Source organism: Burkholderia aenigmatica, from assembly GCF_048627025.1.
Taxonomy (GTDB): domain Bacteria; phylum Pseudomonadota; class Gammaproteobacteria; order Burkholderiales; family Burkholderiaceae; genus Burkholderia; species Burkholderia aenigmatica.
Window position 1 is genome coordinate 2,928,184 of record NZ_CP184469.1, and the last position, 23,578, is coordinate 2,951,761.

24 protein-coding genes and 1 pseudogene are annotated in these 23,578 nt (G+C 64.7%); 10 read left to right on the top strand and 15 right to left on the bottom strand.

All coding sequences use genetic code 11. The features are described from left to right. The first annotated feature begins 159 nt into the window (after positions 1-159). The gene (locus ACN8ZM_RS30235; RefSeq protein ID WP_420211616.1) at positions 160-1,116 is read left to right on the top strand and encodes a hypothetical protein; all 957 of its coding nucleotides are present in this window, start codon (positions 160-162) and stop codon (positions 1,114-1,116) included. A 245-nt stretch (positions 1,117-1,361) separates the two neighbouring features. Here ACN8ZM_RS30235 and ACN8ZM_RS30240 read toward each other — a convergent pair. Next, a pseudogene (locus tag ACN8ZM_RS30240) lies at positions 1,362-1,649 on the bottom strand (LysR substrate-binding domain-containing protein); the annotation flags it as partial. Between the two features lie 248 nt (positions 1,650-1,897). Here ACN8ZM_RS30240 and ACN8ZM_RS30245 point away from each other — a divergent pair. Continuing rightward, positions 1,898-2,935 carry an LLM class oxidoreductase gene (locus ACN8ZM_RS30245; protein ID WP_420211617.1) on the top strand — a complete coding sequence of 346 codons (1,038 nt, stop codon included), beginning with the start codon at positions 1,898-1,900 and terminating at the stop codon, positions 2,933-2,935. A gap of 132 nt (positions 2,936-3,067) precedes the next feature. Here ACN8ZM_RS30245 and ACN8ZM_RS30250 read toward each other — a convergent pair whose 3' ends face one another. Then, positions 3,068-3,568, bottom strand: coding sequence for a lipocalin-like domain-containing protein (locus ACN8ZM_RS30250; protein WP_089454008.1), 501 nt, complete (start codon positions 3,566-3,568; stop codon positions 3,068-3,070). Positions 3,569-3,730: 162 nt separating this feature from the next. Between ACN8ZM_RS30250 and ACN8ZM_RS30255 the strand changes: the two genes are divergently transcribed. Together ACN8ZM_RS30255 and ACN8ZM_RS30260 are read left to right on the top strand one after the other, a co-directional pair. After that, positions 3,731-4,636, top strand: a complete 906-nt coding sequence (locus ACN8ZM_RS30255; protein WP_420211618.1) for a LysR substrate-binding domain-containing protein — start codon at positions 3,731-3,733, stop codon at positions 4,634-4,636. Between the two features lie 129 nt (positions 4,637-4,765). Next, complete coding sequence (locus ACN8ZM_RS30260; protein ID WP_043186003.1) at positions 4,766-5,203, top strand: GNAT family N-acetyltransferase; 438 nt, start codon at positions 4,766-4,768, stop codon at positions 5,201-5,203. Positions 5,204-5,228: 25 nt separating this feature from the next. Here ACN8ZM_RS30260 and ACN8ZM_RS30265 read toward each other — a convergent pair whose 3' ends face one another. The 4 genes from ACN8ZM_RS30265 to ACN8ZM_RS30280 form a co-directional block, all read right to left on the bottom strand. Further along, entirely contained in the window at positions 5,229-6,068 is an 840-nt protein-coding gene (locus tag ACN8ZM_RS30265) for a peptidylprolyl isomerase (protein ID WP_420211619.1), read from the bottom strand. A gap of 355 nt (positions 6,069-6,423) precedes the next feature. Beyond that, positions 6,424-8,358, bottom strand: coding sequence for an SMP-30/gluconolactonase/LRE family protein (locus tag ACN8ZM_RS30270; protein WP_420211620.1), 1,935 nt, complete (start codon positions 8,356-8,358; stop codon positions 6,424-6,426). A 343-nt stretch (positions 8,359-8,701) separates the two neighbouring features. Then, positions 8,702-8,833 (bottom strand): hypothetical protein, encoded by a 132-nt coding sequence (locus ACN8ZM_RS30275; RefSeq protein ID WP_420211621.1) that lies wholly within the window; start codon positions 8,831-8,833, stop codon positions 8,702-8,704. 57 nt (positions 8,834-8,890) lie between these two features. Continuing rightward, positions 8,891-10,195 (bottom strand): dicarboxylate/amino acid:cation symporter, encoded by a 1,305-nt coding sequence (locus ACN8ZM_RS30280; protein WP_089454010.1) that lies wholly within the window; start codon positions 10,193-10,195, stop codon positions 8,891-8,893. A 587-nt stretch (positions 10,196-10,782) separates the two neighbouring features. On the opposite strand from ACN8ZM_RS30280, the gene ACN8ZM_RS30285 reads away from it, so the two are divergent. From ACN8ZM_RS30285 to ACN8ZM_RS30295, 3 genes are read left to right on the top strand one after another with little or no spacing between them, the layout of a single operon-like run. Continuing rightward, positions 10,783-11,928 carry a glycosyltransferase family 4 protein gene (locus tag ACN8ZM_RS30285; RefSeq protein WP_420212691.1) on the top strand — a complete coding sequence of 382 codons (1,146 nt, stop codon included), beginning with the start codon at positions 10,783-10,785 and terminating at the stop codon, positions 11,926-11,928. Next, a complete protein-coding gene (locus tag ACN8ZM_RS30290; protein WP_241017500.1) occupies positions 11,928-12,494 on the top strand; it encodes a hypothetical protein in 567 nt (188 codons plus the stop codon). The genes ACN8ZM_RS30285 and ACN8ZM_RS30290 overlap by 1 nt, the downstream gene beginning before the upstream one ends. 23 nt (positions 12,495-12,517) lie before the next feature. Then, positions 12,518-13,252, top strand: coding sequence for a polysaccharide deacetylase family protein (locus ACN8ZM_RS30295; RefSeq protein ID WP_043186011.1), 735 nt, complete (start codon positions 12,518-12,520; stop codon positions 13,250-13,252). A 27-nt stretch (positions 13,253-13,279) separates the two neighbouring features. On the opposite strand, the gene ACN8ZM_RS30300 is transcribed toward ACN8ZM_RS30295, so the two are convergent. From ACN8ZM_RS30300 to ACN8ZM_RS30310, 3 genes are all read right to left on the bottom strand, one after another. Continuing rightward, positions 13,280-14,536, bottom strand: coding sequence for an MFS transporter (locus tag ACN8ZM_RS30300; RefSeq protein ID WP_420211622.1), 1,257 nt, complete (start codon positions 14,534-14,536; stop codon positions 13,280-13,282). 306 nt (positions 14,537-14,842) lie between these two features. Then, on the bottom strand, positions 14,843-15,448 hold the full coding sequence (locus tag ACN8ZM_RS30305) for an alpha/beta hydrolase (RefSeq protein WP_420212692.1): 606 nt from the start codon (positions 15,446-15,448) through the stop codon (positions 14,843-14,845). 195 nt (positions 15,449-15,643) lie between these two features. Beyond that, positions 15,644-15,820 (bottom strand): hypothetical protein, encoded by a 177-nt coding sequence (locus ACN8ZM_RS30310; protein ID WP_420211623.1) that lies wholly within the window; start codon positions 15,818-15,820, stop codon positions 15,644-15,646. 262 nt (positions 15,821-16,082) lie between these two features. Here ACN8ZM_RS30310 and ACN8ZM_RS30315 point away from each other — a divergent pair, with 262 nt between their 5' ends. Then, positions 16,083-16,301, top strand: coding sequence for a hypothetical protein (locus tag ACN8ZM_RS30315; RefSeq protein ID WP_301768634.1), 219 nt, complete (start codon positions 16,083-16,085; stop codon positions 16,299-16,301). 44 nt (positions 16,302-16,345) lie between these two features. Next, on the top strand, positions 16,346-16,810 hold the full coding sequence (locus ACN8ZM_RS30320; protein WP_043186032.1) for a hypothetical protein: 465 nt from the start codon (positions 16,346-16,348) through the stop codon (positions 16,808-16,810). Between the two features lie 119 nt (positions 16,811-16,929). On the opposite strand, the gene ACN8ZM_RS30325 is transcribed toward ACN8ZM_RS30320, so the two are convergent. The 6 genes from ACN8ZM_RS30325 to ACN8ZM_RS30350 form a co-directional block, all read right to left on the bottom strand. Beyond that, a complete protein-coding gene (locus ACN8ZM_RS30325; protein WP_301768636.1) occupies positions 16,930-17,859 on the bottom strand; it encodes a SphA family protein in 930 nt (309 codons plus the stop codon). A gap of 114 nt (positions 17,860-17,973) precedes the next feature. Continuing rightward, on the bottom strand, positions 17,974-18,792 hold the full coding sequence (locus ACN8ZM_RS30330) for a polysaccharide deacetylase family protein (protein ID WP_420211624.1): 819 nt from the start codon (positions 18,790-18,792) through the stop codon (positions 17,974-17,976). A 72-nt stretch (positions 18,793-18,864) separates the two neighbouring features. Then, on the bottom strand, positions 18,865-19,743 hold the full coding sequence (locus ACN8ZM_RS30335) for a fumarylacetoacetate hydrolase family protein (protein WP_420211625.1): 879 nt from the start codon (positions 19,741-19,743) through the stop codon (positions 18,865-18,867). An 85-nt stretch (positions 19,744-19,828) separates the two neighbouring features. Further along, positions 19,829-20,818: a PDR/VanB family oxidoreductase gene (locus tag ACN8ZM_RS30340; RefSeq protein ID WP_420211626.1), complete on the bottom strand. Its 990-nt coding sequence runs from the start codon at positions 20,816-20,818 to the stop codon at positions 19,829-19,831. Then, entirely contained in the window at positions 20,811-21,044 is a 234-nt protein-coding gene (locus ACN8ZM_RS30345; protein ID WP_420211627.1) for a ferredoxin, read from the bottom strand. Before ACN8ZM_RS30345 ends, ACN8ZM_RS30340 begins: the two co-directional genes overlap by 8 nt. 6 nt (positions 21,045-21,050) lie before the next feature. Continuing rightward, entirely contained in the window at positions 21,051-22,271 is a 1,221-nt protein-coding gene (locus tag ACN8ZM_RS30350) for a cytochrome P450 (RefSeq protein WP_420211628.1), read from the bottom strand. 279 nt (positions 22,272-22,550) lie between these two features. On the opposite strand from ACN8ZM_RS30350, the gene ACN8ZM_RS30355 reads away from it, so the two are divergent. Continuing rightward, entirely contained in the window at positions 22,551-23,486 is a 936-nt protein-coding gene (locus ACN8ZM_RS30355) for an AraC family transcriptional regulator (protein WP_420211629.1), read from the top strand. Positions 23,487-23,578 lie beyond the last annotated feature (92 nt).

A 23,578-nucleotide genomic window follows, 5' to 3' on the forward strand; every position in this document is an offset into this window, starting at 1 on the left:
GGAAAAGTTCGGTGTGTGCCGGGTACGGCCGGGACACGTCCGAGCGTCGCCTTGGCCGGACGGCCAAAATCGCCCGCGGCCGGTGGTTCGCACCTAACATGAAAGGCATCCGAAAGCATGCGCTTCGGGTATCGTCCACGTCATCAGCCAACTTTCCACATGACCGCTCGCCATGAAAACCGTACCGGCCCGGCCGATCCCGGCCCCCTCGACGCCATGAGCCGATTCCGCGTCACGTACGACGGGCCCGCGCTCGAATCGTCCGAGATGGACGTGCGCGAACTCGCGCCCGCGCTGCTTGCCATCGGGGATCTGCTCGACGCGTCGACCCGCGCGCTGTGCGGCAATCAGGTTCGGCCGCAAGTGAACGTGCGCGGCAGCTTCAAGACCGGCAGCTTCGGCATCGACTTCACGCTCGCGACTTCGCTGCTCGGCCGCATGCGCGACATGCTGAGCGGCAACGAAGGCACGGCGCTCGCCAATGCGGTCACGATCCTGACCGCGCTCGGCATCGCCGCGCCCGGGGCGAGAAAGGGGCTCTTCGCCGTCCTCAAATGGCTGCGCGGGCGCGAGATCCGGCAGGTGCAGATGCAGGAACACACCGCCATCCTGCACGTCGACGGCGACGCACTCGAAATCGACCTGTCCGTCCTCACCCTGTTGCGCGACGTCGGCGTTCGCCACGCCACCGCGCAGGTGCTTGCGCCGCTCGCGCGCGACGGCATCGTGATGTTTGCGGCCGGCACCGATACGGAGATATTCGAAACGGTCGACCGCTGCGAAATCGCGTGGTTTCACGCACCCGAGCCCGCCGACTCGCTCATCCTCGACGAGCATCGCAAGATGGCGTTCTCGATCGTGTCGCTCGCATTCAAGGACGACAACAAGTGGCGGCTGTACGACGGCACGTCGACGATTCACGCGGCAATCACGGACGCCGGCTTCCTGTCGCGCGTGAACAACAGTCAGATCAGCTTCAGCAAGGGCGACGTGCTCGTCTGCAATGTCCGAATGCAGCAGTGGCAAACCTCGGACGGAGCAAAAACCGAATACGAAGTCACGGATGTCCTCGAACATCGCCCAGCCGGCTTGCAGATTCAGTTGCCGGGGCTTTGACCGCCTTCCCGCCTTCGGAACGGATCCGCTGAGGGTTCGCCCTTCGCGTCGACCTTCCCGAATGAGCGAGTTCGCGCGATGGCACACGCAGTCCGCCTGCGCCCGGCGTCTACCGCCGGCCTGCCATTCCTGCTGATGCTTCGCCGGCTCACGATGAACGAGCACCTGCCACGGGTCGGCGCGCCGACCGGCGACGCAGCGCACGACCGCCGCATCCACGGCCGCAGCGTACCGGCCGGCGCCCTTCACGCGTCGTCGGCCGACTCCTCGTCGATCCAGTCCATGAATGCCTGCACTTCCGGCCGTTGCGTGGCACCGGGCCGCGTGACCGCGTAGTAGGCGAACCGCGCGGGCCAGGAGAGATCCAGCACCTGCTCGAGCCGCCCCTCGGCAATTTCGTCACGAGCGTATTGCTCCGGCACCAGCGCCAGGCCCCGCCCGGCTTCCGCGGCGCGAATCAGCAGGAAATCGTCCTCGAAGGCCGAGCCACGCGCGGCCCGCAGGTCGGCCGCCGCACCATGCGCGGCCAACCAAGCGGAGGAACGGCGGTCACTGGATTTAGCTCGCCTAAACTCATCGGGCAGAAATTATCGCTTTTTCCATCGAGACGTGTAGCCGAACATGCTGGAAGCGCACACGAATCACACACGCCATCAGATTTAGTCTGCCTACATCGAAACCGCGATATTCGATCCCTGCGCCGGCAGGTCGCCCGACAGCTTCAACGCAGCGACCGCGCGCAAGGACTCGCTCGTCCCGAACCGCCACACCGTTACTGACCATGCCTGCCACGAATGACTCGCAAGCGCCTGCCGGAGCGTCGAATCCGGCTTTTTCCGCCCACCCCGGTTATCGCCGCATGTTCGCCGCGGACCAGCTGACCCTCGGCATCTTCCTGCCGCTACGCGCCTACCGCGGCGACATGCGCGTCCTGACCGGGCAGGCCGACCTCGTTGCGGACATCGACCGCCGCGGCTTTGCCGCCGTCTGGGTACGCGACGTGCCGCTGTTCGACCCGTCGTTCGGCGATGCAGGGCAGGTCTTCGACCCGTTCACGTACCTGTCCTTCCTCGCCGCCCGCACCACGCGCATTGCGCTCGCCACCGGCAGCGCGATCTTTTCGCTGCGCCATCCGATCGACCTGGCCAAGAGCGCGGCCACCATCGACCAGTTGTCGGGCGGCCGTCTCGTCATGGGCATCGCGTCCGGCGACCGGCCCATCGAGTTTCCCGCCTATGGGCTCGCGCATGCGTCACGCGGCGAACGGTTCGCGCACGCAGTCGCCTATTTCCGCAAACTGATGCGGGCAGGAAACCTGACGATCGAATCACCGCTCGGCAGCTTCAACGGTGCAGAGCTGCTTCCGAAGGCCACCATCGGCGCGGTACCGCTGATCGTCACCGGCGCATCGGGCCAGCCGCTCACGTGGATCGCCGAGCACGCGGACGGCTGGCTGACCTATCCCGGCGATTCGCACACCGGCGCCGGCCCGCTGCGACTCGCGGAAAAAATCCGCGCGTGGCGCGCACTGATTCCCGACGGTGGATTCCGGCCGCACATGACCAACGAATGGATCGACCTCGTGGACGATCCCGATCACCCGCGCACGCCGCTGCATGGCGGGTTCATCCTGCGGACCGGCCGCAACGGGCTCATCGCACTGCTGAACGAATGGCGCGACGTGGGCGTGAATCATGTCGCGCTGGGTATCCAGTTCTCGCAACGGCCCGCGGCGGAAATCATCCAGGAACTGGCCGAGGAAGTCCTGCCGCACTTTCCGTCGCATGACGGGCCGGCAGCGATCACGACGGCGTGGTAATCGGGCGCGCGCCGGCCAGCACGGCAATCAACCCCGGCCTGCGCCGGTATTCGGTCAATGCCGGCGACCCGCCACCTGGCGGGCCGGCTGCGATCGCGCCCGCATGCCATCTGCGTCGAACCTCCTCCCGATTCAATCCACTCGCCGCCACACCGAGATCGGTATGTCGCCGTTGGCACGCGGCGGCACGCGGTAGCTCAACTCACCATCCTTCAATTGATAGCTTCGCGTCTGCGTTTGCCCGATCCAGTTCGGGTACGACGCATTGCTGATGTGAAACGCCAGCGAGTGGTTCGCCGGATCGACGGTCAGCTTGCCGTAGTGGGTACTCGAGCCGAGCACGGCGTCACGGAATTCGTCCGGCGTGCCGGTCGCCTTGTCGTTCGACGCGAAGCGCGGGCGCTCCGACCTGAAGATCTGCAGCGAATAGTTCCCGTGCATGTCGATTAGCAGCAGCCCCTTCGGATCGGCACCATAGTCGCGGCCGACCGTGCCGTCGGGATGTTGTACGTCCGCCGCGACCAGCGTCCACGTCCCCGCGAGCGACGGCGCGGCCGATGCGTCGCCGGGAATCATCGATGCGGCCAGCAGCATGCCGGGAAGGCCCTGGCGGAATATCGAGCGGATGTTCATTCACAGTCCTTGTCGGAAAGAAGGGAAGCCACCTCACAGGCATCCGCAGCCGCGTATCGCGCGCATCCCCGTGAACCGGAACGACCGGTTCACTTGATGGTAGCGACGGGAATGTGCAATAAATACGATAATTCGAAATTGATTTATAAGAAAAACCGAATCATGACGCTGCCGAATCTCGACATGGATGCACTCCGCACGCTGATCGCCGCGGATCGGCTCGGCAGCCTCAACCGCGCCGCCGACCGGATCGGCCGATCGCAATCGGCGGTCAGCCAGCAGATGCGCAAGCTCGAAACGCAGATCGGCCAGCCGCTGTTTCGCCGACAAGGGCGCGGCCTCGTGCCGACCGAAGCCGGCGAACTGATGCTGTCCTATGCGCGCCGCATTCTCGAACTGAACGACGAGGCGGTCGGCGCGATTCGCGGCGCGGCGATCGAGGGGGCCGTGCGATTCGGGCTGCCTGGCGACTTCGCCGAATCGTGGCTGCCCGTCGCGCTCGGCCAGTTCAAGCGCACGCACCCGGGCGTGCGCGTCGACATCGTCGTCGACGGCAACGGCGCGTTGCTCGACCGGCTCGATGGCGGCGAACTCGACATCGTGCTCGCGATGGGGCGCGGGCATCGCGCCGACGCGGAACACCTGGTCACGCTGCCGATGGCGTGGATCGGGCCGCATGGCATCGACGTGCGTCCGCGCGCCGGCGCGCCGCTGGATCTCGCGCTGTACAAATCGCCGTGCCTGTTCCGCAAGGCCGGCACCGATGCGCTCGACACCGCCGGGATCCCGTGGCGGCTCGCTTACACGACCGGCAGCCTGCAAAGCCTGTGGGCCGGCGTCGCGGGCGGACTGGGCATTACGGCAAGAACGATGGTGGGGGTGCCGCCGACGCTGCGGCAGCTCGGCGAGCGCGACGGCCTGCCGCCGCTGCCGTCAGTCGACGTGTGCGTCCATGCGGGCGGAGGCGATGCGCGTTCCGCGCTCGCGAGCCTGAAACGCGTGGTGGTCGACACGCTGATCGCCAATCTCGCGGATGCGCACAAGGCGTCCGGCCGGCACGCCGGATGATCGATCACGCATGCGCGCCGGATTGGGCGCTGTGCCCTTTGACCGGCTGCCCGTCATCGGGAATGATTCGCTGCGGGGGGCGACCTTCCCGTCGACGATCCCGAATTCCCGAACGAACGAGTCCGCCCGATGACACACGCAATCCGCCTGCGCCCGGCGTCTGCCGCCGACCTGCCGTTCCTGTTGAACCTGCGCCGGCTCACGATGACCGAGCACCTGCAGCGCGCTGGAATGCCAACCGATGACGAAGCGCACGACCGGCGCATTCGTGCGCACTTCGACGACGCAATGATCGTCTGCGAAGACGACGAAGCAATCGGCTTGCTGAAGGTGACACGCGCCACCGACGAGTGGCACGTTCACCAGATCCAGATCCTCCCCGCGCATCAGGGCCGGGGTATCGGCGAAGCCGTACTAAACGCATTACTGAACGACGCAGCACACGCGCACGTGCCCGTGTCGCTCAGCGTGCTGCATGGCAATCCGGCGCGGCGGCTCTACGAACGGCTCGGTTTCCACAGCGAATCGGAAACGGACACGAGCGCGAGCATGATCTGGCGCGCGTGACGTCCGGCGTGTCGACGCCGCCGCATTACTGCGTAATCTTTGCGTCCTTCAGCAAGTTGCCGATCATCTGCGCACTCGCCTTCTCCACGGCGGCCGCCTGCAATTGCTGCTGAAGCCCCGGCTTCGCGGTCGCGAAGCCCGGCACCTGCGTCGGCCGCTTCGCATCCAGCTTCACGATCGCCCGCACGCCATCGACCGGAATCGAATCACTCGTCGCAGCGCCGACCTTCAGTTTCTCGAGCGCCTGCGCGACCGGCAGCGGCAAGCCGGACGTCTTGCCTTCCGTCGCCGGCGTGTTGAAGCTCACCCACGGCAACTCGCCGCCGGTATCGCGGCTCGGCGCCATGCTGTACTGGCGCGCCAGCCCGTCGAACGACTTGCCCGCCTTCAGTTCGCTCAGCACCGTCGCGGCGGTCATCGGATCCTGGACGACGATCAGGCGCGGCTTGTACTCGTTCTTGCCAAGCGCGGCCACGAGCTCGTCGTAGCGCGCCTTGACCTGCTCGTCGGTCACCGGCTCGGGCTTCACGTTGTCGCGCAGGTAAAGCTGCACCTCGGCATTCGCTTTCGCCTGCTGCACCGCCGCCTTGACCTCGGGCTTGTCGGCATAGTTCGCCTTCTCGGCCGCCTGCTGAATCAGCACGCGCGTGATCAGCTGATTCTTGATCGCCTGGCGGATCTGCGGCGAGTCGGGTTGCCCGGACGCGCGCAGCAACGTATCGACGTCCGCCTGCATGATCGGCGTGCCGTTGACCGTCGCAACGGTCGCCGTGGTCGCCGCCGTCTCTGCGTGGACAGTACCGCTCAGCGCGCCAGCCAGCGCAGCGATCAGCAACAGGCGGTTCGGTGTGGTTTTCATCTTCATCGTTTCGTCACTTCGGCTCAAAAAACGCGGCATGGGGCGGCCGCGCACATGCTCCGGCGCGGCAAAGCGCCGGTGCAACCATCCAGTCGATTCGGTTCATCGTCATGGGCACGCGCAGTGCCTGCCGGTGCCGCTGTCATTGTGCCCGGAAGCGATTTTTCGCGTCGTGTGGTTGGGGACAGCCGCCCGGCGGGCGGTGAAGCGCGCATTGCGCACGCCGGTCATTACGAACGCGAGATGTGGAAATTCTGTGGAAACGCCGTGGAAATCCCGCGAAATCGCGGTGAATCACATCATGGCTGCGCGAGCCCGGCCGCCGACCGAGGTCGAGGCGGCCGCGCGCGCCTCATCGAAGTCAGGGCGTCCACCGGTACACGGTGATGCTGTTCCCTTTCACGTTGTTCTTCATCACCACGTACTCGCCGTTCGATCGGCGGTATGCGCGGATGCTGTACATCGCATCGATCGCGCTGCTGGTATCGACGGTTGCCGGGCTCGCGTTGACCAGCGTGGTGTCGAGATTGCCGGTGGTGAGGTTGAACGCGTCGACGTTCGGCCACAGCGGCCCGCTGCTGCTGAACCAGTAGCCGACGAACAGATGGTTGCCCACCGCGTCGATCGATTTCGCGCCGCTGTGCGGCAGCGTGATCACCGGGTCCGGCTTCGTCGTATTGCCCGCGCTCCAGCCGTGATACACCTCGATGCGCGTGCCGATCGACGTCCAGTCGTTGCTCCCGATGGCGCCCTGCGCGAGCACCATCGTGTCGCTGTCCGCGAGATACACGATGCGCGTGAGCGGCTGGATGCTGTCGGGCACGCGAGTCGCGACGCCCGGCCCCCACGACGGCTTGCCGCTCGCGTCGAAGCCGGTCAGCGGATAGTGGGTAATCGCGCCGGTCTTGTCGAGGCCGGCCCACACGCCGCCCTTGCTGTCGATGCTGAAGCCGCTCGTCACGCGCCGCGTCGTGTTGAACGCGGGGCCTGGAATCGAGCCGTCCGGAATCGCGATGTAGCCGTTCGCCGCGTTGAAGTGGAAGAAGTAGAAAATCGGCGGGTTCTGGCCGGCCGCGACGAGGATCCGGTTCGCGCCGACCGACGTGAGCAGCCCGAAATGCTCGTCGCGCTGCGTGTCGCTCATGTTGATGCGCGGATCGGACGGATACGTGAACGGATCGACCGTGTTCGCAACGAACGTGCCGCCCGCGCTGCCGCCGTACACGTGCGTGGCGCCGTAGAACAGCGCGCCATCGGTGACCGGGTCCGGCGCGGCGATCCCTTCGAAGTTCAGCGACTGCAGCGTCCACCGCAGGCTGCCGGCGCTGCTGTACGCATGAATGTCGGTCGCGCCGTTGCGGCCGAGATCCCAGCTGCCGCCCCACGGGTTGTTGAGCACATAGAGATTGCCGCCGGTGTCCTTGCCGATCCCGACGATACGCGTGAAGCGCTGCGCACCGACCTGCCCCTTGATGCCCGTGGTCGTGTCGAGATAGCCGCCGCGCACGCCGAACGTGCCGGCCAGCGCGGGCCGGCCCGCCACCGTATAGCGCTTGATGTTCTGGTCGGGGCCTTCGTCGCCCACCAGCAGCTGCCCGGCCGCCGCATCGAAAACCAGCGCCGACGGCTGCGACCCGGCCGGCATCCGGATCGTGTTCAGCAGCGCACCGGCCGGGCTGAAGCCGACGATCGAGCCCGCGCTCTTCTGCGCGACCCACACGTTGCCCGCCGCGTCCACCGCGAGCGCGCCCGGCGCCGATACGCTGATGTCCCGCTGCCACACGCCGTCGGTGGTGAACACGCGCACGCGATTGCCGTAGAAGTCGCTCGCATAGAGCAGCGAGCCGGCCGTCGCGAGCCCGGTGACGACGTCGATGCGCGGCTGGTTGGTCGCCGCGCTGACCTGGATGACGCGGTCACGATACTTCGTCGCGCGGTTGTAGCGCCCCACCGCGCCGCTGCCGTACGTCTTGCCGGGCTGCAGCGCGACGAACAGCGAGGTCGCGTTGCCCGTGATCGCGCTGCCCTGGAACTCCGAGTGCGTGCCGATCGAGCCGGCGCTCTTGCCGTTCTGGTAGATCGCGACACCGCCTTCATCCTCGTCCCACATCGACGCCGTATAGATCACGCCTTCCGGCGCGACCCACATCGCGCGCGCGACGTTGCCGACGTGGGCCGCGAGCGTGCCGTACGTGTTCGCCAGCCAGTCGGTGGTGTTGCGTGCGTGAACGGAAGGGGTAATCGCGGCGATCGCTGCGGCGAGAAGCGCAGCCTGAAACCGTAGTCTGGCGACCATGACGGATGCTCTCCTGAATGGTGCGAACCTTCACCTGAAAGGCCGGCCGGATGGCTTGAAAACCGCGATGCGTAAATTCTTCCCCTGAATCATCCGGCGCAGTCGGTATTACGTGCAGCATGCGTTCGATAATGCGCAGCGCGAGAATAGCGTTATATAAATCGAAAAAAATTGCGGATTGCACGCGCCGTTGCGCTTTTCACTGGTTCGGCTTCGACTGCATTGCCGGTCGCGCCCATCCACGTTGACGGCGCGCGCGACGGCGCGACAGTGAATGGTCACTTACACGTCGAATCGGGAGGGGAAAAATCAGGCTCGTGCCTGCGGGAATATCGCCGCGCGTTCAACGACGACTGATTGAAACGGCGAATGCCGGTTTCAGGGAGTCGGGTAAAACCGCCGCATTCAGGGCGAAATCACGGCACCAAACAAAATCGCCGGCCTGAATCCGTATCGAATCCAGGCCGGCGATCATCCATGCTCAAAGGGCAGGCAACGCGCCACTATCGCTGCGCTGCCGCACTGCCGTGCATCATGCCGATGCCGAGGTTTCCGGCACCTTCACCTGCATGGCGCGTCCGTTGCCCGGATCGTTGTCGTCGCGCGGATCGTCGAGCTGCCCTTCCCACTTCGCGACCACGGCCGCCGCGATCGAGTTGCCGACCGCGTTGGTGGCCGAGCGGCCCATGTCGAGGAACATGTCGACGCCCATGATCAGCAGCAACCCGGCTTCCGGCATGTTGAACTGGTTGAGCGTCGCCGCGATCACGACCAGCGACGCGCGCGGCACGCCCGCCATCCCCTTCGACGTGACCATCAGCATCAGCAGCATCGTGATCTGCGTGCCCAGCGGCAGATGGATGCCGTACACCTGCGAGATGAACAGCACCGCGAACGTGCAGTACATCATCGAGCCGTCGAGGTTGAACGAATAGCCGATCGGCAGCACGAAGCTCGAGATCTTGCGGTTCACGCCGAAGCGGTCGAGCGCGTCCAGCAGCTTCGGATAGGCGGCTTCGGAGCTCGCCGTCGCGAACGACAGCAGGAACGGCTCGCGAATCAGCCGGATCAGCGTGAATGCCCGCTTGCCGAGGAAAACCACGCCGGCGAGCGTCAGCACGCCCCACAGCAGCGCCAGTGCCAGATAGAAGCTCGCCATGAACTTCGCGAACGTGAGCAGGATGCCGAGCCCCTGGGTCGTGATCGTCGACGCCAGCGCCGCAAACACCGCGACCGGCGCGAACCACATCACGGCGCCCGTCACCTTCAGCATCACCTGCGCGAGATCGTCGATCACGCCGGTCAGGCGCTTGCCCGATTCGCCGAGTGCGGACAGCGCGGTCCCGAAGAAGATCGAGAAGACGACGATCTGCAGGATTTCGTTGTTCGCCATCGCTTCCGCGATCGACTTCGGCACCAGGTGGACCACGAAGTCCTTCAGCGTGAAGGCGCCCGTCTTCAGGCCGAGGGACGCATCGGAGGCCGGCAGCGGCAGGCTCAGATGGCTGCCCGGTTGCAGGATCGTTGCGGTCAGCAGGCCGAGCAGCAACGACGTGAACGATGCGATGAAGAACCAGCCGAACGCCTTGACGCCGACGCGGCCCACCGCGCTGCCGTCGCCCATCTGCGCAATGCCGACGGTCAGCGTCGCGAATACCAGCGGCGCGATGATCATCTTGATCAGGCGCAGGAACACGTCGGACAGCAACGACACGTAGCCGGCGACCTCCTTCGCCATGTTCGGGTCGGGAAACGCGCTATGACAGGCGTAACCCACTGCGATACCAAGAATCATCGCGACAACGATGTACTTGGTGATGTTGTGCTTCTTCTTCATTAGTAATCCAAATCACAAAGCTTATGTTGCTAACGGCTGGCACATCTTTCGCGCCCGGCTACGAATCGAAACCCACGTCTCTCTGGGTGCGACAAGTCCGCCGTTGGCGGTCGCCATGGCGGACAAGGGGGGGCATTCTAACGCAAATGGCCCCCCGGCTTTCAAATCTGAAAGTCAGTCAGGTTGATCTGCGTCCGGATGTCGTCGAAAAGGCAGGTTTTGTCGCGATCCAGCCCGCTTCCTGCGCGACCTGGAGGGTAATCGCGCCCTATCGTCGTTCGCGCCAGGGCCGCCACGGGTCACGCGTCACCGGACTTCCCCCGCCTCCCCGGCGGCGTCGCACCACGTGACGACACCGCAAGCGATCACGACACATCCTCACAAAGATGCGCAGACCTTGACACTACGGCACGTAATGCTTCTGTAATATTTGGAAACGATTCGCATTGCCGCCACGCCCGGGCGTCGATGCGCACGCCCGCATCGGCAACACGGAACCGGGTTCGAGTCATGGCTTTCAACGGGTTGAGGCATTCATTTTATAAGCAGTCCTGCTCAATGAATGAGCGAGGAAAGGCGGCATCGTGATGAACATTCTGTATACCAACTTCCACGGCGACTACGGCGGCGGCCAGGACACCTACGTCCGCGATCTCGCTGCCGCGATGAGCCGGCATCATCGCGTGACCGTCGCGTCGCCGGAAGGCAGCCGCCTGTCGCGACTGTTGAAGGACAGTCCCGACGTGGCCATCTTCGACATGGAATTCAAGCCGCGCTGGAACCGGCTGTGCCAGGAAATCGTCCGGCTGCGCCAGCGGATCGTCGCCGAGCGCTTCGACGTCATCCATGTCAATGGGGCCGCCGATCACCGGCAGGTGATGCTCGCGCTGCTCGGCTGCCGGTATCGGCCCGCGGTGGTGCTCACCAAGCACAACACCTATCGCGCCGACAGCTTCGGCAACGTGTTGCGCGCCCGGCTGGCCACCGACCACACCATCGCGGTCAGCGATTACGTGGCAGGCATGCTGGCGCTCCAGTCGCCGTACGGAAACGTCACGGTCGTCAAGCACGGCGTGCGCCGGCAGGCCGCCGAACGGCTGGCCGGTGACGAAATTCGCCGCCGCAAGATCGCGTTGTTCGGGCCGTCCGCCGCGGACGCGATCGTGCTGGGCAGCAGCGCCGGCACCGCGCCGGAAAAAGGCTGGATGGACCTGATCGCGGCGCTGGGCCGCTTGCCCGAACACGAGCGCGAGCGGTTTCGCGTGCTGCTGGTCGGCTCGGAGCCGTCCGGCGAGCAACGCGAACAGGTCGCGCACCACCGCATGGCCGCGCGCACCGTTTTCACCGGCCGCGTCGACGACGTGCGGACGCCGTTCTCGATCGTCGACGTGTCGTTCGTGCTGTCGTACTACGAGAGCCTGTCGTACGCGTGCCGCGAAGCGATGTCGCTCGGCTGCCCAGCGATCGTCACGCGGGTGGGCGGGCTGCCCGAGAACGTCGAACCGGGCGTGGACGGCTGGGTGGTTCCGCCGCGCGAGCCCGAGGCAATCGAGGCAATCCTGCGCGCGATCGTGCGCGAACCCGGGTGCGTGCGCGCGATGGGACGCAGCGCGCGGCTGAAGGGCAAGCGCGAGTTCTCGTTCGAACGATTCGTCGACGCGACGCTGTCCGTTTATCAGAAATCGATTCGACACAACCCCTATCGTCGAGCAACATCCTTGAGGTCGGTTTAATGGCAATGAACATTTGGAAGAAATACTGGGACCTGCGCACGCGGGAGTGCCCGTGCGACGTGCACTTCATCGAATGGCTGGAATCCGTTCGCCTCAACGGCATCCGCATCTATCACTTCGGCACCGGCGGCCACCATCATGTCGGCCTCGAGTGCGCGCGGCCGCATCTGAACAACACCGTCTTCGGCGTCACGGCATCGCCGAAGGAATACAAGTCGTACGTCGATCTCGTCACGCGGCTACCGGAGGTCAGCAAGACCTATCTGGCCTATTTCGGCGACATCTATACGAGCAATTCCGACCTGCTGCCGGCGTTCGACGTCGTCACGCTGTTCCATCTGTGCGAATTCCGCAACGAGAAGAACAGCCTTTACGGTGCGAAGACCGACGCCGACGTGCTCAACCTGTTCGCACGCCATACCGCGCGCGAAGGTCACCTGCTGTTCTACAAGGGCTCGTCGGCGTACCGGCAGGCCGAGCCGATCATCGAGCAATGGGCGGCGAATGCCGATTTCGTCGAAGTCGGCGACTTCAAGACCCTGCGGATTTTCCGCAAAGCCGCCTAATTCCCCGACCTCGCGAGCCGCTCATGCTGCTGTCCGCCCCGCGCTACCCGATCCTGATGTATCACCAGATCCGCACGCTGCCGCCGCCGCCCGACCGGCTGCGCAGCCTGAGCGTCGCGCCCGACGCGTTCCGCCGCCAGATGACGCTGTTCAGGCGGCTCGGCTACCGTGGCCTGAGCGTGCGCGAACTGCAGCCGTATCTGCGCGGCGAGCGCAGCGGGAAGGTCTTCGGCATTTCGTTCGACGACGGCTTTCTCAACGTGCTGACGCATGCGATGCCCGTGCTGGACGAGCTCGGCTTCACCGCGACCTGCTACTTCGTCGCCGGCCGGTTCGGCGGCGAGAACGACTGGGATGCAGGTGCCGATACCGCATGCTCGCCGCTCATGACGTGCGCGGACATGCTCGCCTGGCGCGATCGCGGCCATGAAATCGGTTCGCATACGCTCGATCACGTCGCGCTGTCGCACGTGCCGGCGCACGTGTCGGCGGTGCAAATCGCCGAATCGAAGCGGCGGCTCGAAGCGTTGAGCGGCCAGCCGGTCGAATCGTTCTGCTATCCGTACGGCGATCTGGACCCGCGCGTGCGCGACCAGGTCGCCGCCGCGGGTTACCACCACGCGACGACGACCCGGCGCGGCTGCGCCGATGCGCACGACGACCGGTTCCTGTTGCCGCGGATTCCGGTCGCGGGCGGTGTCGGTGCGCTGCGACTGTGGTTCAAGTGCGCAAAGGCGCGGGTTCGGCGGCGCAGGTAGCTCACGCGACATCGACCGTCGCCCTGGCTATGCCGGCCGCTGCCTGCAGAATGCGAGCAGACCGGCCAGCGCGATTCCCATAAAGAGGATCCATCCCGGCGCGAGCGCCGTCCAGCGTGCGGCGATGCTGCCGATGAAGTTGCCGAGCAACCCGCCGATCGCCCACGAAATCGCCGACGCACCGAAATAGCTGCCGGCATTGCCGTCCGTCGTCAGGTCCGCGAGCGCGATGTTCGACGCGGGAAGAATCAGGCTTTCGCCAAACGTGAAGACGATCGCAATGACGATCAGGATCACGAGCGACGCATCCGCGCCCCGATCGCGAGCGAACAGCAGTGCCGCCATCGCAAAGCAGCCGCACAACGCGGCATGCCCGATCACCATCATCGCGCGCCAGTTCGTGCGCTGAAACCAGCCCATGCCGAGCCACGCGGTGGCGATTCCGATCAGCGCATTCGTGATGTAGAACGGCCTCACGCCGTTATAGCCGTGTGCGCCATGCGAGAAGGTCAACGGAATGAATACGTAAATCTGCGTATACACGGTCCAGAACGGGACAAGCGCCCAGCAGAGCCGGCGAAACCGCCTGTCGCCAAACGCGACCAGCACACCGCGCAGCGGGTGCGCTGCGGCCGCGGGGCGCCGGCTTCGCCCCGCGATCCACGGTGCAATCAGCGCGAGCGCCGCGAACACCGCGCCGCTCACCAGAAACGGCAGTGCCCCGTTCGTGTTCGGCACGACGAACAGCAACGCCGGGCCGATCAACGCGCCGAGATTGAGCGCCAGATTGTTCAGCGCGAACACCTTGGGACGCACGGCGCCATCGAGCGAGCCGAAGATCGAATACGCGGTCGTTTCGTAAAGCGCGGCCCCCAGCCCGGACAGGCATGCCCACAGCAGCAGGCCCGGCAACGACAGCGCAAACGCGAATCCGACGAACCCCGCCGCGCGGCAAAGCAGGCCGAGCGTGGTCAGCACGCGACTGCTGAAGCGATCCGTCGACGCCCCCAGCACGAGCGGCAGCAGCCGGCTCGCCAGCAGATTCACCGTCAGCACGCTGGCGACGCTACTCGCATCCAGATGACGCTCCATGTCCAGGAACGCGGCAAGCAGCGGCAGCGATCCAAACACCGACAGGTTCACCAGGAACTGGAAGATCAGCAGGACGCGCGTCGACGTCGGCACGCCTTCCGCGATTCCGGTGAGCCACGCGGCCGGCTTGTTGGACTTCTGACGAAACGAGTCGACTCTGTCGCCGGACACCCGGCGATCGCAATCTTCCATCCTGTTCTCCGCTGACGTTCGATGCCGGCCAGACGGAGCATGAAAAAAGCCCCGTCCGTTTCCGGCGGGGCTTGGGGTGGGTTCGACACACTGGACTACGACGCGCAACCTCCTCCCGGCCCGCCATTGGCGGTCGTGGTGGTAGTCGTGGTCGTGACGAAAAGTGCGTTCATGTGACGAATCTAGTCAACCTGCTGTCGGACGTCAATACGTCGACTGCGTGGCCTGCCAGACAGGAGGTCCGTCGAAGCCACGGAAAGCGCACTGGTCTTCCCGATTTCGCGCACGCACCCTTCGGCCATACGCTCACCGCCGCAACGCCCTGCACATCTGCGCGCCGGCCACGTCGAACACCTGGCGGGCTGCCGGCGTCACGCCGGCCATATGGATACACGCATGGATCATCCCCGGCAGCACGACGCAATCGACCGGCACGCCGGCCTCCCGCAATCGCTCCGCATACGCGTGCGCGTCGTCGCGCACCGGGTCGTACTCGCACGCCAGCAACGTGGCCGGTGGCAAACCCTCGAGCGACGCCGCCCGCAGCGGCGACACGCTGGGTGAGCTGCCGTCGTCCGCATCGGCCAGGTACAGGTCGAAGCAATACCGCATGATCTCTTGCGTCAGGTAGTAGCCCTGCCCGCAAGTCCGATAGGACGTCGTGCTCATCGACGCATCCAGCGGCGGGTACAGCAACAGCTGATGCGCGATCGACGGGCCGCCCCGCTCCCGTGCGACCAGGCAGGCAGCCGCCGCCAGGTTTCCTCCGGCACTGTCGCCGCCGACGGCGATGCGCGCCGGGTCCAGCCCCAGGCCGGCCGCCTCGCCGACTACCCAGTCCAGCGCATCGCAGAAATCCTCCAGCGGGACCGGAAACCGGTGCTCCGGCGCAAGCCGGTAATCGACCGACAGCGCGCGGCACCGACATCAAGGCGCTGGCCGATTTCTATGCGACGCAGCTGCACGGCATTTCCGTGCAATCCCGCGACGGAGTATCGAAAGAGCGCCTGCTCGCCTCCATCGGGCCGGCGATGATGCCGCTCGCGATGGCGGTGCGCGACCAAACGTGACGCGGCGTGACGCAGCCCGACACGCCGCCCCGGCCGGTCATTTCGCGCTGGCGCGCCCTCGCCGCGGTTTCGGTTCGGCTTCGGTCGGCTCGGGTGCCGCGCATCCGGACGTGGCGTGCCTCAGTTTGAGCGCGATGTCGAGTTGCGCGATCCAGCCCGGATCGTCGAGCGACGCGCCCAGCACGGTTTCGATGCGCTCCAGCTGGACAAGCACTGAATGGAATGAACTTCCGCGCGCGTCGCGCAACGGTGCCGGCACGGCTACGACAGTAGCGTGAACCGGCCGTTGCGCGGCGTTGCCGCGGGGTCCCGCAAGGGGTGCATTGGCGGCGAACTGCCGCGACGCAAGCGGCAAATCCTCTGTACCGCCAACCTTTGTTGAATCAGTTCAGCAGCACGACCGCTCCCGGACGTACCATTCAGGCTTCCCGGCGCACCGTCCGATCGTGCAAGGCATTCGTCAGGAGCGAATTCGTATGACCACCGCCATCCCCGAGATCTCGCCGGCCCTGCGCCAGTGGACCGCCAGCGTCGCCGAGAACAACGCCGCATTCGTCGATCGCGTGTACAAGGCCCTGATGATCGTCAAGCCCTGGCTGGATCTCGAAGCTCGACATCGCGCTCAAGCTGCGCAGCGCGCGCACATGACGGCAACCGACGAGCAGGCTGCGGTACACGCCTTGCCCGAGGCTTGAAGCGGTTGCGTTTTCCTTCCCATTCCTGAACAAACCCATTCATCATGGAAAGCTGGACGATCGGTGTGCTTCTCAGCATGACCAACATCCTGATTCACGCGGCGGCGATGGTCCTCCTGGCTGTCGGTGCGCGTCGAATACGCCGCGCCCTCGACATGCAGCACGACACCATTCACGTGCAACTGCGCAAGCTGGTCGGCATCGTCACCTTCATCTGCATCACGCTCGGCACGCTGCATACGCTGGAAGCGGCTCTGTGGGCCGTCGTGTTGGTTCACCTGAACGCGCTCGGCTCGTTCAGCGACGCCCTGTTCTTCTCGCTCGACACGATGGCCACCCGCGGCGCGTCCGGCCTTTCGCTGACCCCGAACTGGCGAATGCTCGGCGCGATCGAGTCATCCGACGGCGTGCTGCTGTTCGGCATGTCCACCGCCTTCCTGTTCGCGGTCATTCAGGCCGACTTCGCAGCGATCGCCCAGTCGCTACATCGCCCTACGTCCTCCCGATAGCGGATAGACGGTCGGTCGATCGACCAGTTGGCCGCTCGCCGCGACGAGGTGCTGCTCGGCCTGCCGTCTCTTCGGGTGGAAGAGCGGTAATGCATGCGGCGGCCGACGCCTCCCCCCGATCAGTTGAATGCCTTGTTGAAAAACAGATAGGCGGCGTTGGGCGCGAGCGAATTGCGCGTGAATACGGAGAACTGTGCCTTGAACTTGACACTGCACTTGCACTCGGGAATGTTATATGCAACGACCGGCCCGACAGCCGCACTTGCAAACCGGTTTCCGCCCGGGACAGGCTGGCCGTTCACCCTGTCGTCGGTAAACTGCCGTGCGTAATAGCCCGCCACGCCGGCCTGCCATCTGCCGATGACTTCACTGATCGCAACATCCACATCCGCCACCACGCCATTCCTGTAATGGGTCGCGGTGTTCTTTCCCGCGACATCCAGGAAGAAATGCACGCTGAACTCGGTGCCGTCACCCAGGATATTGGGCCCGGTCAGATAGGTGAGCGCCGCGTTCGGAATGTAGTAATACGTGTTCTGTCCGGTCGTATACAGATCGGTGGTGTTGTATTTCCCGATCGGGATCACCATCGAATAGCCCAGCTTCACGGTCAACCCTCGCGGCATGCCTCCCTCAATCGATCCGAGGTGCTTGCTCCACGTCAGGACGTCGGTATAGATGTCGTTGATACCCTTGAAACTCTGACGCCTGCCATTGACGGTGATGTTGCCCCACCCGTATCCGGTGGCGACGGAACTGCCCAACGTCCCGCCGAACAGCTTGAACGGATAGACGTAAAGCAAGCCGAACTCGGCAATCCCCCCCGGCATTCTGACCGACGTCACGGCGCTCTTCCCCGCGTTGTCGTAAAACTGATCCCCGTACGCCCCGACGCCAATGAACGATCCATAAAGCCCTGGCGCCGGAGGGAGGTAGGCGTTCTGGATATCGGTACCGCCGACCGGACCGCCATAGGTCACACCTTGCGCGCCCATCGCGCCACGCGAGAGTGCCCAGAGAAAGAGTCCGAGAAAGATGAATTGCCTCATGGTTTGTCTCCTTTTTTCGTGTTTTCTATTGTTTGAACTGCGTCCTTCATGGCCGTGCCCGATGCGCACCGTGCGACGGGACGAGCCGATCGGCGTGTGACGTCGCATCCGACCTCAGCGAATGCCCGTGCTGGCGCGCGGCGTCATTGACGCCGCGTCTCTCGCCAGACAGAAGCGGGATGCGCCGAACTCACCGGCAAGACGCCGCATGAAATCCTCAAACCCGAACCACGCCCGGTTGCCCGATGTGAACGGATGAACGACCAGCACCCACGGTTCGTCCGGGCGCTTGCGCTCATGTGCAACGGCCAGTTGGTGGAGCTTGTCGTAGGCCGCGGCCGCATCGAGTGCACCGAAGATCCCGCCGAACCGCGGGTGGATCACGGCACCGTCGATCAGCGCCGGATCGGTGGGCAGCACATCGAGCCGGGTTGCGGCGGTTGGCTTCGCATCGTCGCCATGTGCTCCCGCTCGGGAAACCGGCAGGAACCGGGAGACATACCGGATGCCGTGAGCCGCCAGGACGTCGTCCGTCCACGGATTGATGGCGAGCCCCGGGGGCCGAAAGCCGGTCGGCGCCTCTCCGGTTACAGCGTGCATGCGCTTCACGGCCAGTCCGACGAGACGATCCTCTTCTTCTCGCGAGGCAATGCCCGACCAGATTTCGTGTTTCCAGCCATGCACGGCGAGCTCATGGCCTGCGGCGTGCCAGATCCTCATCTCGTCCGGATGCAGGACGGCGGCGTACCCTTCCGCGAAATACGTGCAGCGGATGTGCAAATCGTCAAGAAGCTTGAGGATGCGCGGATGGCCCAGTTCGAGACCGATTCTGTTGTAGGCGGCCCATTCAACCGGCGGGACATCGGCCGGGCAGTCCCATGGCAGCGAATCGCCAGCCGCATTGCCGAAATTGTCGAATGTGATACACAACATGATCTGTAATCCTGATTTAAATGACTGATCCTGCCCGGTGCATGATTGCCATACGACACCCGACGACGTCGATCAGGTGCGTGCCGGACGTGCGGCGCTTACCCGATTCTCGATTTCTCCGATACCTTCGATCTGCATGCGCACGACGTCGCCGGGCGAAAGAAACAATGGAGGCTGGCGTGCTGCACCGATGCCGGCCGGCGTGCCCGTGGCCAATACGTCGCCGGGCTCCAGGGTCATGGCGCTGCTGAGTTCTTCGATCTGCTCGAAAATGTTGAAGCGCATTTCCGACGTATTGCCGTCTTGCCGCAATTCGCCGTTTACCCATGTGCGGACCTGAAGCGCGTGCGGGTCGGGGATCTCGTCGGCCGTCACCATCCAGGGGCCGAGCGGGCCAAGCGAGTCGAACGATTTCGCCAGTGTGATGGTCGGACTGCGGCTGTGCCGTTCCCGGATACTCGCGTCGTTGCAGACCGTATATCCGGCGATGCAATGCACGGCATCCCGTGCCGAAACGTTGCGGCAGCGAAGACCGATGATCACCGCCAGTTCGACCTCGTAGTCGAGCGTCGACATGCCGGCCGGGACGATGAGCTCGTCAAACGGCCCGGTGATGCACGAGACCTGCTTGTTGAACCAGATCTGATGCTCCCCCACACTCACGTTCAAATGGGCGACTTCCCGGAGGTGCGACGCGTAGTTGCCACCGATCGCCAGAAACGTCGACGGTCGCCGTACCGGCGGCAAAAGGCGGACGGCCGACAACGGCAAGCGCGCGGTCGATTCGCGTGCCAGCAGCGCGAGCATGCGCCAGGAGGTCCCCAGTCCGGGCAACCAGTCGGCGAGTTCCGTCGATAGCGCCGGCAGTCCGGCGGTCACGTCGATGACGGTGTCCGCCTCGACCACGCCAATGCGGTCGGTGCCGCCTTCGCGAAACATGGCAAGTCTCATCTTGTCTCCTGAGTGTTGTGTGGGGTGTCCCTATTGGGGACACGAGCAATCGGCGTATTCGGCATTCGAAGCCGCGAAGGCCAGCTCATAAGTCCAGCGTGAGCAAGGCCGACTTCGCGCGCGAGACACAGGGCAGGATGACGTCGTTCGCCGCGCGTTCCGCGTCCGAAAGCACGGCGTCGCGGTGGTCCGGGATGCCGTCCAGTACCCGCGTCACGCACATGCCGCAGACGCCTTGCTCACAGGAAAGTGGCACGTCGACGCCAGCCCGGTTCAAGGCGACGGCAATCGAGCAATCCGCCGGCACTTCGACACGCCGGCCGCTTCGGGCCGCCCATACATCGAAGCTGCCGATCGGCGCAGACAGATCCGATTCGGGGCGAATCGCCCCGAAACGTTCGTAATGCAGACGGTCTGAAAGGGAATACCGTTCGCTCAATGCCCTCGCCTCGGCCAGCATCGCGTTCGGCCCGCACAGGTAGACGTTCCGGGTGGCATCGAGGCTGTTGAAGAGCGCTTCGAGATCCAGCCGTTCACATCGCGGATCGTCCCGAAAGTGATAGCGAACCCGATCCCGGTATGCACTGCCGTCGAGCCGGTCCACGAACGCCGCCGCCGCACGGCTACGCGCGCAGTAATGCATGTCGAAATCCACGCCCCGCAGGACCAGATGCTCCGCCATCGAGATGATCGGCGTGATGCCGATACCTCCCGCGATCAACACGACGCGTCGATGCGTCGGCGACAAGGCAAAGCGATTACCGGGGCCACGCACCTGCACGGTGTCGCCGATCCCGCACGTGTCGCACAGGTAATGTGCGACACCCCGTGAGGTCGCATGGTGGATGGCCAGCAGATAGTGGCCTCGTGCGCCGGGCGGGTTGCACAGTGAATAGGCGCGCGTGCCTCCGGGCACTCGAACCTCGATGTGGTCGCCTGGTGCGATCTCCGGAAGCGGCGTCCCGCACTCGCTCGCGAGCGTCAAGGCAAAGATATCCTCGGCGAGCCGGTAGCGATCCACGAGGCGCATCGTCCGCCACTCGGCTATCGCGCCCGGTATGGCTGGGTCACGCATGCGAGTTCCACGCTTCGTCGTCGGATTCACTGAAAAAAATGGCCTGCGTCGGGCATTCACGAGCGGCCTGCGCGATTCGGGCAGCATAGGCGGCCACCGGTGCATCGAGCACCAGCTGCGCGCGGTTCGTGTCGTAGTCGAGCACAAACACTTGAGGGCACAGGCTCGCGCAGTTGCCGAAGCCGCAGCACATGTCGCCCTGTATCTGGACGGTGACCTGACTCATGAGCGATCACCCCGCATTCGCACGAAGCGAAACCGCCAGGCGAAGCAGCATCGGGAACGTCAGGTCCGGCACGCGTTCGAAGCGCGTTTCCACCAGACGCATCCCGGGGAAACGCTGGAAGATCGTGCGCAGCAGAACATCGCCCTCCAGCCGGGAGAGCTGGGATCCCAGACAGAAGTGGCCACCGCCTGCGAATGCCAGATGACGATTGTCGGGGCGGTCGATCACGAAGCGGGCGGCATCCGGGAAGCGGGTTTCGTCACGATTTGCCGCGTGAAGCCCGAGCAGCAGGCGCGTGCCTTTCTCGATGGTCGTGCCGCCGACCACGATCGCCTCCGACGCGTAGCGGTGCACGAAATGCACGGGGGCGTCATAGCGCAACGACTCTTCCCAGGCCATGCGGGCGAGGTCGGGCTGAGCCATCAGGCGAGCCTTCTCGCTTTCATGATTCAGGAGCGCCAGCACCGTGTTGGTCATCGCTACCTTGGTCGTGTGATAGCTGGCGACCAGGAAGCCGATCAGGGTCGTGACCAGTTCGGAACGCGTCAGGCCGTTGTCCGCGCCTTCCGCCGCAATCAATGCGCCGACGAAGTCGTCCTCGGGAAGCTTGCCCTTGAGGGCGTCGAGTACGTCGTCCATGTACTCGTAATAGAAGGTTGCGGACGCATCTGCTTCGGCCAGACGCTCCGGCGTGATGTCCGACACGCTCAGTACCGCGTTCAGGCCGTGCTGCCGCGCGAAGAGTTCGCCGGCATCGGAAACAGGCACGTGCAGCAGCCGGCAAGCGATCTCAGCCGGAACCGGGTCCGCGAAGTCGGACACAAAATCGATCTCGGTTTCGCCTTCGAGCTTGTCCAGATGGTCGAGGATGACCTTTTCGACCCAACCCCGCATGTTCGCGACGGTTTTCGGATTGAACGCCGGGGTAACGATACGCCGGATGCGCGTGTGATCGGGTGCGTCGATGTTCGGCAGCGATTCGCGATAAAACCGCGCCGCCGCACCCGTGCCGATACGCTCTGGAAACGTGCCGGGCGCCTGCTGGACGGTCGCCAGCGGGTTGCGCAGCACTTCGTCGACATCGCTGTATCGCGTCAGGACGATGCAGCGCTCGCCGTTGATCTCGATATCGAAATGCGGAAACTTGCTTTGCAGCGTGCGGTAGGTCGGGTGCCGGTCCGCGAGAAAAGTCGCCGACTTCAGATCGGGGGTGTCGAAAGGGCGCATCTGATTATCCGGAAAGGGTAGGCAATCCGTCGTGCGTTGCCCGCTTCGGTCTGATGTCTCCAGTGCTCGAAGCGTCCGCACATCGGTCTGGTGGCAGTATGGTTTTCCGCTCCCATCCGAGGGACCCGTTTCCTTTTGCGAGAGCACCATCGCGGCGAAATCAGCGAATCGAGGCATCTACGGATTGCGCGCGGCAGCCCGCAGTGTTTCCCTTGGGGCAGGACGCCCGGTGCGGGAACCGGTGTCCGACGACACGCAGGGATGAATGGAGTACGGTCAATGGATCCGATAACTGCTGCGCTCGATACTTGCCGCTTCACGGAAATCGAGGCCGGTCACGCACAATCAAGTAGCCCGTGGGCCGTACGTATGCCCGGCGACGTATGGCCGGTCACGCTGTATGTCTTTACCGGTGCGGCGTGCAGCCTGTTCATGACGCAGTCGGGACAGAGGAATGCGCTGCACGACAAAAGCGTGTGCCTGATCCTTCGCGCACGGGAACACATCGTTCAGGACGCGCTCTTCACCCGCCCCAACCAGCCCGTCGATTTGCGCAATCCCGCCAATGTCGATCGCTTCCAGACGATCGCGTTCGGCGAGTCGCCGGACAAGGGCGTGACGTCGACATTTTTCCTCGGCATGGCGCCAGCAAAAGGCGTGAGCCCCTCGCTATTCGATGCGTTGCCCGACGTGTTGCTGTTGAACTTCGACGAGTTGCCGGTGTGGCTGTGTCGCGCGACGGACGCCATTCGAGACGAACTGACGTGGCAGCGCCCAGGATTCCGGTCGGTGGCAACGCGTCAGGCCGAACTGATCGTGATCGATGTCATTCGGCACTACATCGCGTCGCATACCCGTCAGTTGCCGACCTGGGTATCGCTGCCGGACCATTCCCGGGTAGCGACGGCCTTGCGCGAGTTTCATCGCGACATATCCCGCCCCTGGACACTGGAGATGCTGGCAGGCGTGGCCGGGACATCGCGTTCCCGGTTGATCGCCGCAGCGCAACACGAGCTGGGCGAAGGCCTCTTCCGCTATGTCACACGATTTCGCATGCAGGAAGCCTCGCGGCTCCTGACGGGTACCTCGCTTTCGGTCGGCAAGATCGCGTGGCAGGTGGGGTACCAGTCCGAAGCGGCATTCTCGATCGCATTCAAGCGATACAGCGGAGTACAACCCCGTCAGTTTCGCGGTGGCGCGACCCCGCCGTTCTGATAACGTTGCCTTTCCGGGGCCGATGGACGCCACAAGCAGTCGCGCCGCCGCATAAAAAAATGGTTGTCCAGTTTTCGGTTGTGATGCGAGCG

What these genes read in the sequence shown, in the direction of transcription:
- ACN8ZM_RS30235 (WP_420211616.1), top strand. Translation starts at nt 160, where the DNA reads ATGACCGCTCGCCATGAAAACCGTACCGGCCCGGCCGATCCCGGCCCC.
- ACN8ZM_RS30245 (WP_420211617.1), top strand. Translation starts at nt 1,898, where the DNA reads ATGCCTGCCACGAATGACTCGCAAGCGCCTGCCGGAGCGTCGAATCCG.
- ACN8ZM_RS30250 (WP_089454008.1), bottom strand. Translation starts at nt 3,568, where the DNA reads ATGAACATCCGCTCGATATTCCGCCAGGGCCTTCCCGGCATGCTGCTG.
- ACN8ZM_RS30255 (WP_420211618.1), top strand. Translation starts at nt 3,731, where the DNA reads ATGACGCTGCCGAATCTCGACATGGATGCACTCCGCACGCTGATCGCC.
- ACN8ZM_RS30260 (WP_043186003.1), top strand. Translation starts at nt 4,766, where the DNA reads ATGACACACGCAATCCGCCTGCGCCCGGCGTCTGCCGCCGACCTGCCG.
- ACN8ZM_RS30265 (WP_420211619.1), bottom strand. Translation starts at nt 6,068, where the DNA reads ATGAAGATGAAAACCACACCGAACCGCCTGTTGCTGATCGCTGCGCTG.
- ACN8ZM_RS30270 (WP_420211620.1), bottom strand. Translation starts at nt 8,358, where the DNA reads ATGGTCGCCAGACTACGGTTTCAGGCTGCGCTTCTCGCCGCAGCGATC.
- ACN8ZM_RS30275 (WP_420211621.1), bottom strand. Translation starts at nt 8,833, where the DNA reads ATGATCGCCGGCCTGGATTCGATACGGATTCAGGCCGGCGATTTTGTT.
- ACN8ZM_RS30280 (WP_089454010.1), bottom strand. Translation starts at nt 10,195, where the DNA reads ATGAAGAAGAAGCACAACATCACCAAGTACATCGTTGTCGCGATGATT.
- ACN8ZM_RS30285 (WP_420212691.1), top strand. Translation starts at nt 10,783, where the DNA reads ATGAACATTCTGTATACCAACTTCCACGGCGACTACGGCGGCGGCCAG.
- ACN8ZM_RS30290 (WP_241017500.1), top strand. Translation starts at nt 11,928, where the DNA reads ATGGCAATGAACATTTGGAAGAAATACTGGGACCTGCGCACGCGGGAG.
- ACN8ZM_RS30295 (WP_043186011.1), top strand. Translation starts at nt 12,518, where the DNA reads ATGCTGCTGTCCGCCCCGCGCTACCCGATCCTGATGTATCACCAGATC.
- ACN8ZM_RS30300 (WP_420211622.1), bottom strand. Translation starts at nt 14,536, where the DNA reads ATGGAAGATTGCGATCGCCGGGTGTCCGGCGACAGAGTCGACTCGTTT.
- ACN8ZM_RS30315 (WP_301768634.1), top strand. Translation starts at nt 16,083, where the DNA reads ATGACCACCGCCATCCCCGAGATCTCGCCGGCCCTGCGCCAGTGGACC.
- ACN8ZM_RS30320 (WP_043186032.1), top strand. Translation starts at nt 16,346, where the DNA reads ATGGAAAGCTGGACGATCGGTGTGCTTCTCAGCATGACCAACATCCTG.
- ACN8ZM_RS30325 (WP_301768636.1), bottom strand. Translation starts at nt 17,859, where the DNA reads ATGAGGCAATTCATCTTTCTCGGACTCTTTCTCTGGGCACTCTCGCGT.
- ACN8ZM_RS30330 (WP_420211624.1), bottom strand. Translation starts at nt 18,792, where the DNA reads ATGTTGTGTATCACATTCGACAATTTCGGCAATGCGGCTGGCGATTCG.
- ACN8ZM_RS30335 (WP_420211625.1), bottom strand. Translation starts at nt 19,743, where the DNA reads ATGAGACTTGCCATGTTTCGCGAAGGCGGCACCGACCGCATTGGCGTG.
- ACN8ZM_RS30340 (WP_420211626.1), bottom strand. Translation starts at nt 20,818, where the DNA reads ATGCGTGACCCAGCCATACCGGGCGCGATAGCCGAGTGGCGGACGATG.
- ACN8ZM_RS30345 (WP_420211627.1), bottom strand. Translation starts at nt 21,044, where the DNA reads ATGAGTCAGGTCACCGTCCAGATACAGGGCGACATGTGCTGCGGCTTC.
- ACN8ZM_RS30350 (WP_420211628.1), bottom strand. Translation starts at nt 22,271, where the DNA reads ATGCGCCCTTTCGACACCCCCGATCTGAAGTCGGCGACTTTTCTCGCG.
- ACN8ZM_RS30355 (WP_420211629.1), top strand. Translation starts at nt 22,551, where the DNA reads ATGGATCCGATAACTGCTGCGCTCGATACTTGCCGCTTCACGGAAATC.